This window comes from Microbacterium sp. (genome assembly GCF_049661145.1).
Classification (GTDB): domain Bacteria; phylum Actinomycetota; class Actinomycetes; order Actinomycetales; family Microbacteriaceae; genus Microbacterium.
Window position 1 is genome coordinate 1 of record NZ_JBASZT010000036.1, and the last position, 16,469, is coordinate 16,469.

At 69.5% G+C, this 16,469-nt stretch carries 14 protein-coding genes; 7 read left to right on the top strand and 7 right to left on the bottom strand.

Annotation, left to right across the window (positions count from 1 at the left end; genetic code table 11):
• Both WBP48_RS01500 and WBP48_RS01505 read left to right on the top strand, forming a co-directional pair.
• Window positions 1-660, top strand: a 660-nt coding sequence (locus tag WBP48_RS01500; protein WP_424435026.1) for an SbcC/MukB-like Walker B domain-containing protein, incomplete at its 5' end; no start/stop codon positions are given.
• A gap of 150 nt (window positions 661-810) precedes the next feature.
• The gene (locus WBP48_RS01505; RefSeq protein WP_424435029.1) at window positions 811-1,398 is read left to right on the top strand and encodes a hypothetical protein; all 588 of its coding nucleotides are present in this window, start codon (window positions 811-813) and stop codon (window positions 1,396-1,398) included.
• 29 nt (window positions 1,399-1,427) lie between these two features.
• Here the strand turns inward: WBP48_RS01505 and WBP48_RS01510 are convergent, their stop codons facing one another.
• Window positions 1,428-3,503: an NAD(+) synthase gene (locus tag WBP48_RS01510; protein ID WP_424435032.1), complete on the bottom strand. Its 2,076-nt coding sequence runs from the start codon at window positions 3,501-3,503 to the stop codon at window positions 1,428-1,430.
• Between the two features lie 140 nt (window positions 3,504-3,643).
• On the opposite strand from WBP48_RS01510, the gene WBP48_RS01515 reads away from it, so the two are divergent.
• A complete protein-coding gene (locus tag WBP48_RS01515) occupies window positions 3,644-7,237 on the top strand; it encodes a TM0106 family RecB-like putative nuclease (protein WP_424435035.1) in 3,594 nt (1,197 codons plus the stop codon).
• Window positions 7,238-7,568: 331 nt separating this feature from the next.
• On the opposite strand, the gene upp is transcribed toward WBP48_RS01515, so the two are convergent.
• Window positions 7,569-8,201 (bottom strand): uracil phosphoribosyltransferase, encoded by a 633-nt coding sequence (upp, locus tag WBP48_RS01520; RefSeq protein WP_424435038.1) that lies wholly within the window; start codon window positions 8,199-8,201, stop codon window positions 7,569-7,571.
• A gap of 88 nt (window positions 8,202-8,289) precedes the next feature.
• Here upp and WBP48_RS01525 point away from each other — a divergent pair, with 88 nt between their 5' ends.
• Window positions 8,290-8,721, top strand: a complete 432-nt coding sequence (locus tag WBP48_RS01525) for a nucleoside deaminase (RefSeq protein ID WP_424435065.1) — start codon at window positions 8,290-8,292, stop codon at window positions 8,719-8,721.
• Between the two features lie 56 nt (window positions 8,722-8,777).
• Here WBP48_RS01525 and WBP48_RS01530 read toward each other — a convergent pair whose 3' ends face one another.
• Complete coding sequence (locus WBP48_RS01530; protein WP_424435041.1) at window positions 8,778-9,890, bottom strand: alpha/beta fold hydrolase; 1,113 nt, start codon at window positions 9,888-9,890, stop codon at window positions 8,778-8,780.
• Window positions 9,891-10,029: 139 nt separating this feature from the next.
• On the opposite strand from WBP48_RS01530, the gene proC reads away from it, so the two are divergent.
• On the top strand, window positions 10,030-10,872 hold the full coding sequence (gene proC / locus WBP48_RS01535) for a pyrroline-5-carboxylate reductase (RefSeq protein ID WP_424435044.1): 843 nt from the start codon (window positions 10,030-10,032) through the stop codon (window positions 10,870-10,872).
• Window positions 10,873-11,067: 195 nt separating this feature from the next.
• On the opposite strand, the gene WBP48_RS01540 is transcribed toward proC, so the two are convergent.
• Window positions 11,068-11,739 carry a potassium channel family protein gene (locus WBP48_RS01540; protein ID WP_424435047.1) on the bottom strand — a complete coding sequence of 224 codons (672 nt, stop codon included), beginning with the start codon at window positions 11,737-11,739 and terminating at the stop codon, window positions 11,068-11,070.
• Between the two features lie 23 nt (window positions 11,740-11,762).
• Complete coding sequence (locus tag WBP48_RS01545; protein ID WP_424435050.1) at window positions 11,763-13,205, bottom strand: TrkH family potassium uptake protein; 1,443 nt, start codon at window positions 13,203-13,205, stop codon at window positions 11,763-11,765.
• A 172-nt stretch (window positions 13,206-13,377) separates the two neighbouring features.
• Here WBP48_RS01545 and WBP48_RS01550 point away from each other — a divergent pair, with 172 nt between their 5' ends.
• Window positions 13,378-13,785, top strand: a complete 408-nt coding sequence (locus WBP48_RS01550) for an ArsR/SmtB family transcription factor (RefSeq protein WP_424435053.1) — start codon at window positions 13,378-13,380, stop codon at window positions 13,783-13,785.
• Between the two features lie 3 nt (window positions 13,786-13,788).
• Here the strand turns inward: WBP48_RS01550 and WBP48_RS01555 are convergent, their stop codons facing one another.
• Window positions 13,789-14,610 (bottom strand): ABC transporter permease, encoded by an 822-nt coding sequence (locus tag WBP48_RS01555; protein ID WP_424435056.1) that lies wholly within the window; start codon window positions 14,608-14,610, stop codon window positions 13,789-13,791.
• On the bottom strand, window positions 14,607-15,500 hold the full coding sequence (locus WBP48_RS01560) for an ATP-binding cassette domain-containing protein (RefSeq protein WP_424435059.1): 894 nt from the start codon (window positions 15,498-15,500) through the stop codon (window positions 14,607-14,609). Before WBP48_RS01560 ends, WBP48_RS01555 begins: the two co-directional genes overlap by 4 nt.
• Window positions 15,501-15,606: 106 nt before the next feature.
• Here WBP48_RS01560 and WBP48_RS01565 point away from each other — a divergent pair.
• Window positions 15,607-16,469: TetR/AcrR family transcriptional regulator (locus tag WBP48_RS01565; RefSeq protein WP_424435062.1), on the top strand; the 863-nt coding region annotated here is incomplete at its 3' end.

The following is a 16,469-nucleotide window of genomic DNA, read 5'->3' on the forward strand; positions in this document are numbered from 1 at the left end:
GCCGTGCACCGTGACGCCGTCGGCGTCGCGCAGCGACTCCGCGACCTGCTGGCGCAGACCGAGGCAGCGTACGTCGACGTGGCGGGCGCCGCCGACGAGGCCGCAGTCGTCACGCGACTCGCCGACACCGTCGCGGGGCGGGCACCGAACACGATGAAGATGGACCTCGAGACGTTCGTCCTCGCCGCCGAGCTGGAGGAGATCGTCGCCGCCGCGAACCTGCGCCTCGCGGAGATGTCGTCCGGTCGCTACTCGCTGCACCACTCCGATGCGCGGGCGGCGCGAGGGCGCGCGTCGGGACTCGGCATCGAGGTGCTCGACGCGCAAACCGGCAGGCTGCGCTCGCCGCAGTCGCTGTCGGGCGGCGAGACCTTCCTCGCCTCGCTCGCGCTCGCCCTCGGGCTCGGCGAGGTCGTGACCTCGCGCGCCGGAGGCATCCGGCTCGACACCCTCTTCGTCGACGAGGGGTTCGGGTCGCTCGACCCCGAAACCCTGGAGCTCGCGATGCGCACGCTCGACGAGCTGCGGGCCGGCGGCCGCACCGTCGGCGTCATCAGCCACGTCGAGGCGATGAAGGAGCAGATCCCCGCGCAGCTCGTCGTCGAAGCGACGCCGCAGGGGCCCAGCGTCATCCATCAGGATGTCGTGGCCCGCGCTTGACGGCCGTGCCGAGGCATCCGCCCCGGTTCTCCGGGAGCGCCCAGAAGTGCGCGGCGCGGGTTTGTCACGTCGGTTTCGTGTCGGTGTGCTGCGGATGTGGGAGAAGATGGTGAGTCAACGGCATCCATCGTGCACATCCGAAGGAGCGACATGACACTGCAGACGGTTCTGCTCGACACACCGGCGGGCGTTGAGGCGCGGCTCGGATGGGACCCCGGCACGACGGTGCACGACCGTCGCCGGATTCTCGCGAAGGAGCTCATCGCCTCCCGGCTGCATTGCGAAGCCCGCGAGGTGAGGATCGACCGCGAGGCGCCGCGTGGGTTCGGCTACCACACGCGGCTGATCGCGTCGAAGGACGGCGCAGAGTTGCCGATCGCGATCGTGACCGCGAGCTACCGGGCGGCGACGGTCGTCGCGATCTGCGATCCCGGGCTGCCGTTGGGCATCGACATCCGTGACTCGACGCCGGAGGCGGGCGATATCCGCCAGATGCAGAAGCACTCGCGGTTGTTCGACGGGAGCAACATCCCCGATCTCCTGCAGCACTGGGTGCGCGTCCAGGCCGTGCTCGAAGCGGATGGCCGCGGGGTGCGCGTTTCCCCCGAGCACGTGCGACTGGACTCTGGTCGCCACAAAGGCTGGATTCCCGATCGCAAGATGCACTACGCCCTCATCGACGCCTCACGCGACAGCTGGCTCATCACGGTCGCAGTGGGCGAGCTGCCGAAGGCCTGACCCCGGGACCTCGCCGAATCCCTCACCACTCACCCCTCGCCGAGCGCGGCGTCCAGTTCTGCGAGCCACGCCGCGGGGTTGCCGTCGCTCGGTGCACGCCAGTCGCCGCGCGGTGACAGCGACCCCGCCGGAAGCACCTTGGGCCCGTTGGGAATCGCCGTCCGCTTGAACTGCGCGAACCCGAAGAACCGCTTCAGGAACACCCGCATCCAGCGCACGATCTCGGCGCGGTCGTACCCGTAGCGGTCGGATGCCGGGAACCCGGGCGGCCAGGCCCCGGCATCCGCGTCCTGCCACGCCCGCTCCGCGAGGAACACGATCTTCGACGGGCGAAACCCGTAGCGCAGCACGTGGAACAGCGTGAAGTCGTGCAGCGCGTAGGGCCCGATGGTGTTCTGCGTGGACTGGACCTTGCCGTCCTGCCCCGCGGGCACGAGCTCGGGGCTGATCTCGGTGTCGAGCACCGATTGCAGGACGGTTTTCGCGGCATCCGTGAGGTCGGTGCCCGATTCGCCCGCGCCGGAGTGCGCGATCACCCACCGGATGAGGTGCTGGATGAGGGTCTTGGGCACGCCCGCGTTGACGGCGTAGTGGCTCATCTGGTCGCCGACGCCGTACGTCGCCCAGCCGAGGGCGAGTTCCGACAGGTCGGACGTGCCGACGACGTAGCCGCCGTGCCGGTTCGCGAGGCGGAACAGGAAGTCGGTGCGCGCGCCGGCCTGCACGTTCTCGAACGTCACGTCGTACACCGGCTCGCCGTGCGCGTACGGGTGATCGATGCCCTTCAGCAGTTCCATCGCCATCGGGCGGATGTCGATCGTCTCGATCGACGCGCCGATCGCCTCGGCGAGGGCGAGCGCGTTGGATTTCGTGTGGTCGCTCGTCGCGAAACCGGGCATGGTGTACGCGAGGATGTCGCTGCGCGGGCGGCCCATCCGATCCATCGCGCGCGCGACGACGAGCAGCGCGTGCGTCGAGTCGAGGCCGCCGCTCACGCCGATCACGGGCTTGGGCGAGCCGATCGCGCGCATGCGCTGTTCGAGCCCCGACACCTGGATGTTGAACGCCTCGTAGCAGTCCTGATCGAGCCGCGCGGGGTCGTCCGGCACGAACGGAAAGCGGTCGAGCGGGCGACGCAGCCCCAGGTCGGATGCCATGATCGACGATGCATCCACCTCGAACGCGACGCGACGCGCCGTCGGCCGGACATCGGTGCGGTTGTCGTCGAAGGTGCCCTGACGCAGGCGATCCTGCCGCAGCCGGTCGAGGTCGACGTCGGCGTAGGCGATGCGGGGTCCGTCGGGAAAGCGCTCGGTCTCGGCGAGCAGCGTGCCCGCCTCGTAGATCATCGTCTGACCGTCCCACGACACGTCGTTCGTCGACTCGCCCTGACCCGCCGCCGCGTACACGTAGGCGGCGAGGCAGCGGAACGACTGCGACTTCGCGAGGAGGTGCCGGTCGTCGGCGCGGGCGACGGTGATGGGGCTGCCGGAGAGGTTGAGCAGCACGGTCGCGCCCGCGAGTGCCGCCGTCGAGGACGGCGGCACCGGCACCCACATGTCCTCGCACACCTCGGCGTGCACGACGAGGCCCGGCACGTCCGACGCCTCGAACAGCAGATCGGTGCCCACCGGAACCTCGTCGCCGCCGATGACGGCGGATGCCGGGGCCGTTGCGCCGGCCGCGTACCACCGGGCTTCGTAGAACTCGCGATAGGTCGGCAGGTACGACTTCGGGGCGATGCCCAGCACCCGTCCGCGGTGGATCACGACGGCGCAGTTGTACAGTCGCGCACCCAGCAGCAGCGGCGCACCGACGACGAGCAGCGGACGTAGCTCGGCGGAGGCAGCGGCGAGAGACGCGATCGCCGAGCGGACGGCGTCCAGGACGGCATCCTGCATCACGAGGTCGTCGATCGCGTACCCGGTGAGGCACAGCTCCGGGAACAGCGCCACCGCGGCCCCCGCCTCGTGTGCTTCGTGCGCGGCGGCGAGGACCGCATCGGCGTTACGAGCCGGATCGGCGATCTGGACGGGGACCGTGCACGCCGCGATCCGCGCGAACCCGTGACGGTACAGGCTCTCAAACGGCAGGTTCTCGCTCACGTCTCCAGTCTGGCAGGGATGCCGAGAGCCGGCGGCGGCGATCGAACAGTCCGCCTGACGTCCCCGCGCCCACAGCCCGGCGCCCACGTCCCGGCGGCCGTGTCGGATGCCGCGGCTAGTGTCGATCGCGGAAGGATGACATGCGATACATCGAAGCGGCGGGCGCGACGCCCGCGCGGATCGTCTGGAGCGCGAGCGACCTCAAGGCCGCCGCAGAGTGCGAGTTCGCGTGGCTGCGCCAGCTCGACGCGAAGCTCGGCCGGGTCTCCGCCGTCGAAGAGCCCGAGGACCTCACGCGCGCCCGCGCGGGCCGGCTCGGCACACAGCACGAACTGCGCCAACTCGACGCCTACCGCGCACAGCATCCGGGTCGCGTCGTCGAGGTGCCCGAGACGCGATCGTCGGATGCCGGGGCGATCGCCGCGGCTGTCGCCATGACCAATGCGGCGCTCGCCGCCCCCGACTTCGCCGTCATCTATCAGGCGGTGTTCGCGACCGACGAGTTCGTCGGATTCGCCGACTTCCTCGTCCGCGATGACGCCGGATCCTGGGTCGTGCAAGACACCAAGCTCGCGCGCCACGCCCGCGTGACGGCGCTTATGCAGTTGGCGGCATATGTCGATCAGCTCGATCGCCTCGGCATCCGTCATAGCGATCGCGTCGAACTCCTCCTCGGCGACGGCACCACCGCGTCGCATCTCGTGCGCGACCTGCTTCCCGTCTTCCGCCTGCGGCGTGAACGTCTCCGCGCGCTCATCGCCGACCGCGAACTGGCGGCCGGCGCTGATGGCGAGGCCATTGCCTGGGGAGACGACCGTGGTGACCTGCGGGTCGTGGCCTGCGGACGCTGCGCGACGTGCGATAACGAGGTCATCGCACACCGCGACCTCCTGCTGGTGGCGGGCATGCGTCCCGTGCAGCGCGACCGGCTGCGCGGCGCCGGCATCCGCACGATCGACGATCTCGCCGCAGCGCGCGCGGCGCCGGAACGGATGTCGTGGGACACGTTCGCGGGCCTGCGCACCCAAGCACGGCTGCAGCTGACGAGCCCGGCGGGAGGAGTGGGGGACACTCCCGACCCTCACGCGGTGCCGACCTACGAGGTCGTGTTCGCGAGGGCGATCGGTGCGCTGCCACGGCCCGACCGCGGTGACCTGTTCTTCGACTTCGAGGGCGACCCCCTCTATACCGAGAGCGCGTCGAACGGAACGCCCGGGGCGTCGTCGGCTCTGTGGGGTATCGACTACCTCTTCGGCTGGGTGGACGACGAAGAGCAGTACTCGGCGCTGTGGGCGCACGACTTCACCGATGAGAAGCGGACGCTCGAAGACTTCCTCGACCTCGTCACGCTGCGGCGGCGGCAGCATCCGGGAATGCACATCTACCACTACGCACCGTACGAGCCGACGCATCTGCTCGCCATGGCGGCGCGTTACGGCGTCCGCGAAGCAGAGGTCGACACACTGCTGCGCGAGGGCGTGTTCGTCGATCTCTACCCGATCGTCCGTCGCGCGCTGCGCGTGGGGTCACGCTCGTACTCGATCAAGAAGCTCGAGCCGCTGTACATGGGCGCCGACGTGCGAACGAGCGACGTGCAGCGCGGCGATGACTCGATCGTGAAGTACGTCGAGGCCCGTGCTCTGCAGGATGCGGGGCACGAAGCCGATGCCGCCGCGATCCTCGCGGACCTCGCGGACTACAACCGTTACGACTGCGTCTCCACTCGACGCCTGCGCAACTGGCTCGTCGACCGCGCCCGCGAAGCGGGCCTGAAGCCGTCCGCCGACATCGATGCGGCGGAGCGTCCCTACGAGCCGTCGCCGCGAGCCGAAGCCCTCACCCGGCTCGCCGACGCGGCAGCATCCTCTCTCTCCTCTCGCCACCTCGCCGACGACGATGCCGCCGCCGACCGCGCGACCGCGGCTGACAGCGCTGCTGTCGCCGCGCTGCGGCTCGGCGCCGCCGCGATCGACTACTACCCGCGCGAAGCGAAGACGTTCTGGGCGACGCACTTCCTGCGGTTGCGGGAACCCGTCTCGATCTGGGAGGACACCCGCGACGTCGTCGTCTTCGACCACGACCGCTGCCGTGTGCTGACGGATTGGCACCTGCCCGAAGGGGCGCGAGTACAGCGGCGGGTCGTGGAGCTGCGCGGCGATCTCGCGCCCGGCACCAAGCTGACCGCCGATTCGACGACGTTCGTCCTGTACCAGCTGCCGGCACCTTTCCCGATCGAGACCAGCCCTCGGTGGATCCACGCGGCACGATCGGTGCGTGTGGTCGAGGTCCTCGACGACGGCGCGGTCATCGAGGAGAACTCGATCGGCGGTTTCACCTGGCAGGAGCTGCCGATCGCGCTGACGCCGCCGGCGCCGCCGCAAGCGGGCAGCCAGCAGGCCGCGATCGACCACTGGGCGGACGGGTTGATCTCGGCATCTCCCGCCACCGCCGATGCGTTCCCGCGCGACCCGGCCACCGACGTGCTGGCGCGTCGGGTCCCGCGCACGCGCAGCGGAACGATCGCCCACGGCGGTTCCGATGACATCGATGACATCGCGCGAACCGTCCACGACCTCGACCGCAGCTACCTGGCCGTGCAGGGTCCGCCGGGAACGGGCAAGACCTACGTGGGGTCGCACGTCATCGCGCGGCTCGTCGCCGAGCGCGGGTACAAGGTCGGCGTCGTCGCCCAGTCCCACGCGGTCGTCGAGCACCTTCTCGACGGCGTCGTGGCGGCGGGTCTTCCGGCCTCGCAGGTCGGCAAGGCCACCAAGGGTGCGCCGACGGGGGATGAGTGCTTCACGGCGATCGCGAAGAACGGTTACGTCGCGTTCGCCGAGCAGCACCCAGAGGGGTTCGTCATCGGCGGCACGGCGTGGGATCTCAGTCACGTCGGGCGTGTGCCGCGCGGCAGCCTCGACCTGCTCGTGATCGACGAGGCCGGTCAGTTCTCGCTCGCCTCGACGATCGCGGTGTCGGTGGCGGCGCAGCGCCTGCTGCTCCTCGGCGACCCGCAGCAGTTGCCGCAGGTGAGCCAAGGCACACACCCGGAACCGGTCGACACGTCCGCTCTCGGCTGGGTGATGGACGGCGCCGCGGTCGTCGCGGAGGACCGCGGCTACTTCCTCGCGCAGACCCGGCGGATGCGCCCCGAGGTCGCCGCTGCGGTCTCAGAGCTGTCGTACGAGGGGCGGCTCGCTGCGCACCCCTGCACGTCGGAGCGCACGCTCGACGGTGTCGCGCCCGGGGTGATCCCGCTGCCGCTGGGTCACACCGGCAATGCGACGCAGTCCTCCGAAGAGGGGGACGCCGTCGTCGCGATCGTCCGTGACCTCGTCGGCCGGTCGTGGACGGGTGGGGAAGGAGACGTGCCGCGTCCGCTGGTACCGTCCGATCTCATCGTGGTCACGCCGTACAACGCGCAACAGGTACTGGTCGAAGAGACCCTGATCGCGGCCGGGTTCGGAGCCGTCCCGGTGGGCACGGTGGACAAGTTCCAGGGGCAGGAAGCAGCTGTCGCGATCGTGTCGCTCGCGGCATCCAGCGGACGAGACGCGCCGCGTGGCCTGGAGTTCCTGCTGCTGCAGAACCGGCTCAACGTCGCCATCTCGCGCGCCCAGCACACCGCGTACGTGGTCTACGGCACGGGATTGCTAGACGACCTGCCGCGCACACCCGACGGCGTCGCGCGCCTGAGCGCGTTCGCGCGCCTCGTGGGCGCGGACTCTCTCTAGCCCGCACTTGAGTGCGCCGGTCACGCGCGACTGAGCCGGCTATGGGCTGCCCACGACCGGCCGGCGCTGGCGCAACCGGTGCACTCGGCGCCGAGGTGCGTCGGTGGGACGGCGTTCTGCGCCATCCACCTCGCAAGTGCTCGGCGGGTCGCAGGTGGCCGCAATTCTCGGCTGGTGGCGACCATTTGCAACCCGGCGGGGGTGCCCGCAAGGCGCTCACCGCTCGGCGGGTCGCTTCTGGTCGCATTGCGCGGCCCGTGGCGACCATTTGCGACCCGACGAGTCGGGCAACACCTGTGCCCCGCGGACGGATCGCGTCACGCGCCCGAGCTCAGACCGTCCCGTAGAGCCGGTCACCCGCATCGCCGAGGCCCGGCACGATGTAGCCCCGCTCATTGAGGCGCTGATCCAGCGCGCCGAGCACGAGCGTGACATCGCGGTCGCCCACCTGTTGTTCGATCTTGGCGACGCCCTCGGGCGCACCCAGGATGCAGATCGCGGTCACGTCGCGCGCACCCCGTGCGAAGAGGAAGTCGATGGCCGCGCCAAGCGAGCCGCCGGTGGCGAGCATCGGGTCGAGCACGAAGCACTGCCGAGAGCTGAGGTCCTCGGGCAGCCGCTCGGCATAGGTGTACGGCTGAAGCGTCTCCTCATTGCGGGCCATCCCCAGAAACCCCACCTCGGCGGTGGGCAGGAGCTTCACCATGCCCTCCAGCATCCCGAGCCCGGCGCGCAGGATCGGCACGACCAACGGCAGGGGCTCGCCGATGTGGACGCCCGTGGTCGTCGCTACGGGCGTCGTGATCTCGACCTCCTCGACGCGCACGGCGCGCGTGGCCTCGTAGGCGAGAAGTGTGACGAGCTCCTCGGTCAGTTGGCGGAAAACCGGCGACGGTGTGCGCTCGTCGCGCAGCACGGTGAGCTTGTGGGTGATGAGGGGATGGTCGGCCACGTGCACGCGCATGCCCCTCAGCCTACGCGCCGGGGAGAGTCATGCCGCCGCGTACGCTGGGCGCGTGCCCCTTCCCGTCCCCGTCCGTGACGACGCAGCCATGCAGCGCGCTCTGGTGTTGGCGGCAGCGGCTGGCGCGGCGGGGGAGATTCCGGTCGGTGCCGTCGTGACGGATGCCGTGGGCACCCCCCTCGGCGAGGGTCGTAACCTCCGCGAGTCGATCGCCGATCCCACCGCCCACGCCGAGATCGTCGCCCTGCGGGCTGGCGCAGCATCCGTCGGCTCGTGGAACCTCGAGGGCTGCACACTGACCGTGACTCTCGAACCCTGCCTCATGTGTGCAGGCGCGATCCTGCAGGCGCGCATCGGGCGCGTCGTTTTCGGTGCCTGGGACGATAAGGCAGGCGCCGCAGGCTCTGTCTATGATGTGCTGCGCGACCGGCGGCTGCCCGTCCGGGCCGAGGTCGTGGGAGGCGTCCGCGAGGCCGAAGCGCGTGCTCTGCTGCGAGCATTCTTCGATGCGCGCCGTTGACACGCGGCGGGCCTGGCCGGGCTCGCGCGCATCGACGTGCGGCGCCGAACGGAGGCTCAGTCCGACGAGCTGAGGATGATCGCCTCGGTGGGCGGTGCGGGGTAGGCGGGGCGGCCGATATACCCGATGACCTCGAGCAGCGCGCGGCGGAACTCCGTCGGACGCTCCAGGTGCGGGGAATGGCCGACGCCCTGCAGCTCGACTTCCGTGACCTCGCCGCCGGCGGCGCGATAGGCATCGAGCACATCTCGCGTCTGCGAGACCATCTCTTGCGCGGGCGCGACGTCCGCGCCCGGCCAGCCGGGGATGACACCGAGCGCTCCGAGCCGGTTGAGGTCGTAGCAGGAGGTGTCAGAGACGATGGCGTCGACGGTGCCATGGATCCATAGGATCGGCGGCTTGATCGTGAGATCCACGATGCTGGACGTGTCGAAGTAGCGGGGCGCCATCGTGTTGAGCACGCCGGTCGTCCCCGCGCCGAACCCCGGCCAATGCGGGCTCTCGATGCTGTCGCCGGGGTAGTTGCCCGTCGCCGTGGAAGTCGTGTTCATCGACTCGACCCAGACGTCTTCATGCGCGCTCGTGTATCCCGCGGCGACGTAGCCGGACCGGAAAACGCTGCGCGGCGATGTCGGGGCCTCATCGGTCGTGTCGCGATCGGTCAGCCGCTGCACGAAATCGGGGTCCGCGACGCCTCCGCCGCATCCGGCATCGTCGTCGGTCAGGCGCGAGCCGTCGCGCCGGGTGCCGCCGAGACCATACGGCGAGACCGGCGCCTGCAGCGTCAGCGAGAGCACGGGGTGGTCGATCGCGTACTGCATGACGACGCCGCCGCCCATCGACCAGCCCACCAGGTGCGTGGCTTCGAGCCCTAGCGCCTGCAGCGTTGCGTAGAGGTCGTCGCTGAAGTCGCGGACCCCGCGGGTCGCGTCCACGGGCAGGCTCTCCGTGTCACCGAATCCGCGCAGGTCGACCGCGATCACTCGCAGATCGTGGGGGAGATCCTGCATGATCTCCTGCCAGAACAGGCTCGACGACACATCTCCGTGAACGAGGACGACCGTCTGCTCGGCCGACGTATCCAGGTCGTCGGCGTCACGCTCCAGGATGCCGACGCGAATTCGATCCGTGTCGATGATCCGGGCGCCGATGCCTTCCAGGAGGGTCATACCGAAATCCTACCCCGCGGACCTTCGCAGAATCCGGGCTTCCCGCGCCGCGCACTTCTCAAACGGAAGTGTCTTCCGGGACCCGCGGCGCTCGCCACTCCACGGCGCGGCAGCGCCCCTGAAAAGCTAGGGTGGGGGGATGTCCCACGCGCTCCACGACCTTCCTTCCGTCGCGATCCTGGGTGGTGGTTCCATCGGTGGGGCCATTCTGCGGAGCCTCGTCCGGTCGGGGCAGGCACCGCACGTGACCGTGACCAGTCGCACGGCCGCGAGGGCCGGCGAACTGGCGGGAATCGGCGGGGTCACGAGCCTTGCGCTGGAACGCGACACCTCGGCGAACCGGGTTGCGGCGGCCGACGCCGACATCGTCCTGATCAGCGTCAAACCGTTGCTCGCGCCCGACGTGCTGCGTGAGATCGCATCGGTCCTGCGTCCCGGCGCGGTCGTCGTGAGCCTTGCGGCGGGCATCAGGATCGAGACGTTCGAAGAGGTCGTCGGCGAGGGTGTTCCCGTGCTGCGGGCGATGCCCAACACCCCCGCGGTCGTCGGCAAGGCAGTCACGGGTCTGGCTGCGGGATCCGCGGCATCCGCCGCCGACGTCGCGATCGTGCGGGCACTGTTCGAGACGTGCGGCGTGGTCATCGAGGTCGCCGAAGACCAGATCGACGCGTTGACGACGATCTCGGGGTCGGGGCCCGCCTATGTGTTCCTGCTCATCGAGGAGCTCACCGAAGCCGCGCGCGGTAAGGGGTTCTCCGACGTCGAAGCCCGCCTCATGGTCGAGCAGACCTTCATCGGCGCTGCCGCGCTGCTCGATGCGACCGGTGAGGATCCCGCCGAGCTCCGCCGACGCGTCACGAGCCCGAAGGGTACGACCGAGCCGGCGATCGCCGTGCTGCAGAGCGCACGCCTGGACGGGGTCTTCGCCGAGGCGACCGATGCCGCTCTCGCTCGCGCCAAAGAACTGGCTGCGGGCGCTTAGCGCCCGCAGCAGGCTACGGTGATCTCGCACACGTGCCCGACTTGCCGCGATTGGTCGCGTCTGCGCCGCCGCAACGACCGATCGTGGCAAGTCGCGGCATTGCCCCGGCGCAGGGCGGGGTTTCGACTCGCTACGCTCGCTCAACTTTGAGTCGAACCGCGTCAACTCCGCTGCGCGGCATTGCCCCGGTTCGACTCAACGGTCGAGGCCGGCGAAGCGTTCGATGTCGCTGTTGGTTCCCGACACGATGATGAGGTCGTGGTTGGTGACGACGGTGCCGGCTTCCGCGTAGCGGAACGGTTTGCCGGGACTTTTCACGCCGACGACCGTCACGTTGTACTTCGAGCGCACGCCCGACTCGTTCAGACCGATGCCGCGGATGAACTTCGGCGGGTACATCTTCGCGAGCACGAAATCGTCGTCGAAACGGATGAAGTCCAGCATCCGCCCGCTGACAAGATGCGCGACGCGCTCGCCCGCCTCACGCTCGGGGTAGATCACGTGGTTCGCGCCGACGCGAGCGAGGATCTTGCCGTGGCTCTGGGACACCGCCTTCGCCCAGATCTGCGGCACCTTGAGGTCGACGAGGTTCGCCGTGATGAGCACGGATGCCTCGATGGACGAGCCCACGGCGACGACGGCGACTTGAAAGTCCTGCGCGCCGATCTGCTTGAGGGCGTCGATGTTGCGGGCGTCGGCCTGCACGGCGTGGGTCACGCGTTCGGACCACTTCTGCACGAGTTCGAGGTTGCCGTCGATCGCGAGCACTTCGCGATCGAGTCGGTCCAGCTCGCCGGCGCACGCGGCGCCGAATCGGCCGAGGCCGATCACCAGGACCGGAGCGTCGCTCCGGATCTGCTCAACCAAGGAGACACCTCACCAGGAGACACCTAACCAACGATGGGCCTTTCCACGGGCAGGGAGTAGTGCTGCGAACGCGAGGTCGCGGCCACGGCCGCAGCCAGTGTCACTGTACCAACGCGACCCATGAACATCGTCAGCGCCATGACGTACACGGCCGAGTCTGGGAGTTCCCGCGTGATACCGGTCGACAGCCCGACCGTCGCAAAGCCCGAGATCACGTCAAAGAGCACGTAGTCGATCGGATGCTGAGTGATCTGCGCGATCGTGATCGTCGCCGCTGCCACGATCGTCGAGCCCCACGCGACGACCGACAGGGCCACGCGTTGCACGTCGCTCGGGATGCGGCGCCCGAACGCCTCGACGCTCTGGCGCCCCTTCGCCTCGGACCACACCGCGAGCGCGAGGATGGCGAGGGTCGTCACCTTGATGCCGCCCGCGGTCGATGCCGACCCGCCGCCGACGAACATGAGCATCGATCCGACCACGAGCGACGAACCGTGCAGCTCGCCGATGTCGATGATCGAGAACCCGCCGGACCGAGTCATCGCGGACAGGAAGAAGGCCTGGAAGGTCGTGTCCCAGGCATCCATCCCGCCGAGGGTCCTGGGATTGTCGTACTCCAGCAGCAGGAGCACGCCCGCGCCCGCGAAGAACAGGACCATCGTCGTGATGAGCGTCAGCTTGGCGTGCAGCGACCAGCGGCGAGTGTGGAAGTGGAAGCGCCACAGCGTGAATATCACCGGGAAGCCGATCGAACCGAGAAAGACGCCGACCATCAGCAGCGTCAGCACCGCGTAGTTGTGCGTGAACGGCGTGAGCCCGCCGGCGTTCGGTACGAATCCGGTGTTGGTGAACGACATGGCGGCGTAGTAGGGAGCCTCCCACAGGGCGTTGATGGGATCGATCCCGCTCAAGAGCATCGACGGATAGAGCAGGATCGCAAGGCCCGCCTCGATCGCCAGGGTCGACAGCGCGACCGTCGACAGCAGCTGGCCGACCTCGCCCAGGCGCACGGTCTGTCCCTCGTTGACGGGACCGCCGTGCGCACGCAGTGGATTCGTGTCGCCCGCCGCGATGAGCTTGGCGCGCAGCCCCAGCCGCTTGGAGATCACCCGACCCAGAATCGACGCGAGGGTCAGCACGCCGAGCGCGCCGACGTTGACGCCGATGTACACGAGCACGTGCCCGAAGGGGCTCCAGTGCGTGCCCATGTCCACGGTGGAGAGCCCCGTCACGCAGATCGTGGACACCGCCGTGAAGAGGGCGTCGGCGAAGGGGGTCATCTGACCGTCGGCGGATGCCGCGGGCAGCGAGAACAGTCCCGTGAACAGCAGGATGAGCGTGACGAACACGAGCACGGCGAAGCGCGAAGGGGATGCCGTGGTCAGATGCCGCAGGCGATCCCAGATGTCAGCGCCGAAGCTCTGCAGGCTGCGGCGCGCACGAGCCCCGACGGTGTCGGCCGTCATGACCGTCCCCTCTTTCTCTGCGTGCGCGGCTGGCTTTCTCTGCGTGCGCGGCTCGTCTTTCCCTGCGTGCGCGACTGGCTCTATTGCGTTCGTGCCTGACCGGGGTCCGTCCATGCTCGTCGAAGAATCGTTGTCATGGTACTCCGGGCGCGGCGCGGGCTAACCTAAGGGCATGGCGGACATCTTCGACGTGATCGCCGACGGAACCCGTCGGGACATCCTCCAGTTGCTGCGCGAGCGCGCCTCCGACGGTGAGCGCGGTACGAGCGTCTCGCACATCGTGAGTGAGCTCGGGGTGAGCCAGCCGACGGTCTCCAAGCACCTCAAGGTACTGCGGGATGCCGAGCTCGTCACCGTTCGCGAGGAGGGGCAGCACCGCTTCTACTCGCTGGAGACGGCGCCGCTGGACGTCGTCGACGACTGGCTCGTCCCGTTCTTCGGCGACGGCGTAGTCGCCGCGGACGCCGCCGCGACGACGCTGCCCGAGCCTGCCGCCGCTGCCGCCGACCTCGTCGGGCGTGCCGCGGCATCCGCCAAGCACGCGTGGGACAGCGCGATCAAGCGCATACCCGGACGCTGAGGCTCAGCGTCGCCCGCTCTTGACGCGGAACAGCCACCGCCCCCACACGACCGCGACGACGAGGATGCCGACGCACCACGCGATCGCCCAACCGGCTTCACCACCGGGGTCGGCGCCCATCAGCAGTGCTCGCAGGGTCTCGATGATCGGCGTGATGGGCTGATACCGGGCCACCGGCTGCAGCCACGCGGGCATGGTGTCGACGGGCACGAACGCGCTCGACAGGTAGGGCAGAAAGAGGAGCACGAATCCGTAGCTCGTGGCGGCTTCGGGAGTACCCGCAGCCAGCCCGATCGCCGCGAAGAGATAGGTGATCGCGAGGATGTACAGCGAGATGAGCGTCAGCGCGCCGAGCCAGCCGGGCACTCCCGCGTCGGGACGGAAGCCCAGCAGCAGCGCGACGACGATGACGACGCCGGTCGCGACGAGATTGCGCACGAGGCTCGCCACGACGTGTCCGGTCAGCACTGCGCCGGGGCGTAGTGGCATGGTGCGGAAGCGGTCGATGATGCCGGTGCTCATATCGCGGGCGACCGAGGACGCCGTCGAAGACGCCCCGAATCCCGCGCAGAGCAGCACGATGCCCGGCACGATGTAGTCGACGTATCCGCCGCCGGGCGCGATGGCGCCGCCGAAGACCTGTGTGAACAGCACCATGAGCATGACAGGCAGCAGGATCGCCATGAGCAGCGACTCGCCGTCCCGCAGCGAGTGCACGAGACTCCGCCTGACGAAGATGCGCTCGGCGGCGATGCCGCCCAAGCGCGCGCGGACGGTGGTGCCGGTCGATGCGATGCCGTCCGTGGCGGGGGCGATGGCGGTCATGCGGACTCCAGGGCGGTCGGGCGCGCCTCGTGGTCCAGAGCGCGTGTGGTGAGGGAGAGGAAGACGTCATCGAGGGTGGGACGGTGGATGTCGACGACACCCTCGGCGTGCACCGTGTCGAGGGCGCGGCGGACACCCGCGACAGTGCCGTCGGTGGGAGCGCGCTCGATGACGGCGCCATCGGGTCCGTGAATCTCCACGGTCGCGCCGCCGACGCGCGCCTTCAGCTCGGCCGCCGTGCCGAGAGCGGCGATGCGCCCGTCGGAGATGACGGCGATGCGGTCCGCGAGCAGGTCCGCTTCTTCGAGGTACTGCGTCGTCATCAGTACGGTCGTGCCGCCACCGGCGAGGGAGCGGATCGCGTCCCACAGCTCGCGGCGGCTGCGGGTGTCGAGTCCCGTCGTCGGTTCGTCGAGAAAGAGCACTTCGGGGGTCACGACGAGGCTGAGGGCGAGGTCGAGGCGTCGGCGCATGCCGCCGGAGTAGGTGCTCACGCGGGAGCGCGCGGCCCCGACGAGATCGAAGCGCTCGAGCAGTTCGTCCGCGGCGGCGCGGGCGCGTCGCGTTGCGAGCCCCGAAAGTCGGCCCATCATGATGAGGTTCTCGCGCCCTGAGAGCACGTCGTCGACGGCCGCGGACTGCCCGGTGAGCGAGATACGGCGGGTGACGGCGGCGGGGTCCCGCGCGACGTCGATTCCGCAGACGCGTACGGTGCCGGCATCCGGCTTGACGAGGGTCGTCAGGATGCCGACGGTCGTGGTCTTGCCGGCACCGTTGGGGCCTAGCACGGCGAAGATCTCCCCCCGGGCCACGTCGAACCCGATCCCGTCGAGCACGGTGCGCCCGCCGAAGCTCTTGCGCAGGCCGGTCACCTCGATCGCAGCGGTCATCGCTTCTCCTGTTCCTTCTGTTCTTCGGTCGATTTCTGTGTACGGTCGATACTGTGTATGACAGTAACATAGAGTTTAGACAATAAACAGTTCTAGACTGGAGGATGTGACGACGGAAGCCGAGACGGAGCTGCCGCGCGGACTCGCGCTCGCGTGGGGCGTCGCGGCGGCGCCGCAGCGCGGGCCGAAACGCGAGATGACCGTCGAGCGGATCGTCGAGGCGGCAGTGGAGATCGCGGATGCCGAAGGGCTCTCGGCGGTGTCGATGGCCGCCGTGGCGGCGCGGCTCGGGTACACGCCGATGTCGCTGTACCGCTATGTCAGCGCGAAGGACGACCTCGTGCTGCTGATGCAGGAGGAGGCGACGGGGCTGCCGTCGGAGGCGGTGCGCAGCGCGGCCGACTGGCGCGAGGCGCTGGAATGCTACTACCGCGAACAGGTGCAGAGCTACCTCGACCACCCGTGGGTGCTCGATGTGCCGATCACCGGGATGCCCGCGACTCCCAACAGTTCGGCCTGGGTGGACGCCGGCCTGCACGCGCTCGCCGACACTCCGCTGACGATTCCGGAGCGGCTCGCGGTGATCCTCCTGGTGGCGGGGCTCGCGCGCTGGACCGGCATCGTCTACGCGGGGTATGCGCGGGCGCGCCGTGACGGCGTCGGCCTGACCGACGCCGACGTCGCGCGCCGCGAGGACGCGCTGTATCGGGCCCTGATCACGGCAGATGCGTTCCCCGACCTGCGCGCCGCTGTCGACGCCGGCGTCCTCCTCGGCGACACGGACTCGTTCGCCTACGGACTGGAGCGCAGCCTCGACGGCGTTGCCGCGACGATCGGGGCCCGGCTCGACGGCGTGGCGCCTGTGATGCCGGCGGTGCAGGAGGATCCGACCGCCGACATCGCCGCCGACAAGCGGTACCGCGAGGCGCAGAAGGCGGTCCGTGTCGCCGAGCGGGCGCTGCGTGAGGC

Bases quoted from the DNA above. Each gene is read 5' to 3' on its own strand.
- WBP48_RS01505 (WP_424435029.1), top strand. From the start codon at position 811: ATGACACTGCAGACGGTTCTGCTCGACACACCGGCGGGCGTTGAGGCG.
- WBP48_RS01515 (WP_424435035.1), top strand. From the start codon at position 3,644: ATGCGATACATCGAAGCGGCGGGCGCGACGCCCGCGCGGATCGTCTGG.
- upp (WP_424435038.1), bottom strand. From the start codon at position 8,201: ATGCGCGTGCACGTGGCCGACCATCCCCTCATCACCCACAAGCTCACC.
- WBP48_RS01525 (WP_424435065.1), top strand. From the start codon at position 8,290: ATGCAGCGCGCTCTGGTGTTGGCGGCAGCGGCTGGCGCGGCGGGGGAG.
- WBP48_RS01530 (WP_424435041.1), bottom strand. From the start codon at position 9,890: ATGACCCTCCTGGAAGGCATCGGCGCCCGGATCATCGACACGGATCGA.
- proC (WP_424435044.1), top strand. From the start codon at position 10,030: ATGTCCCACGCGCTCCACGACCTTCCTTCCGTCGCGATCCTGGGTGGT.
- WBP48_RS01545 (WP_424435050.1), bottom strand. From the start codon at position 13,205: ATGACGGCCGACACCGTCGGGGCTCGTGCGCGCCGCAGCCTGCAGAGC.
- WBP48_RS01550 (WP_424435053.1), top strand. From the start codon at position 13,378: ATGGCGGACATCTTCGACGTGATCGCCGACGGAACCCGTCGGGACATC.
- WBP48_RS01555 (WP_424435056.1), bottom strand. From the start codon at position 14,610: ATGACCGCCATCGCCCCCGCCACGGACGGCATCGCATCGACCGGCACC.
- WBP48_RS01560 (WP_424435059.1), bottom strand. From the start codon at position 15,500: ATGACCGCTGCGATCGAGGTGACCGGCCTGCGCAAGAGCTTCGGCGGG.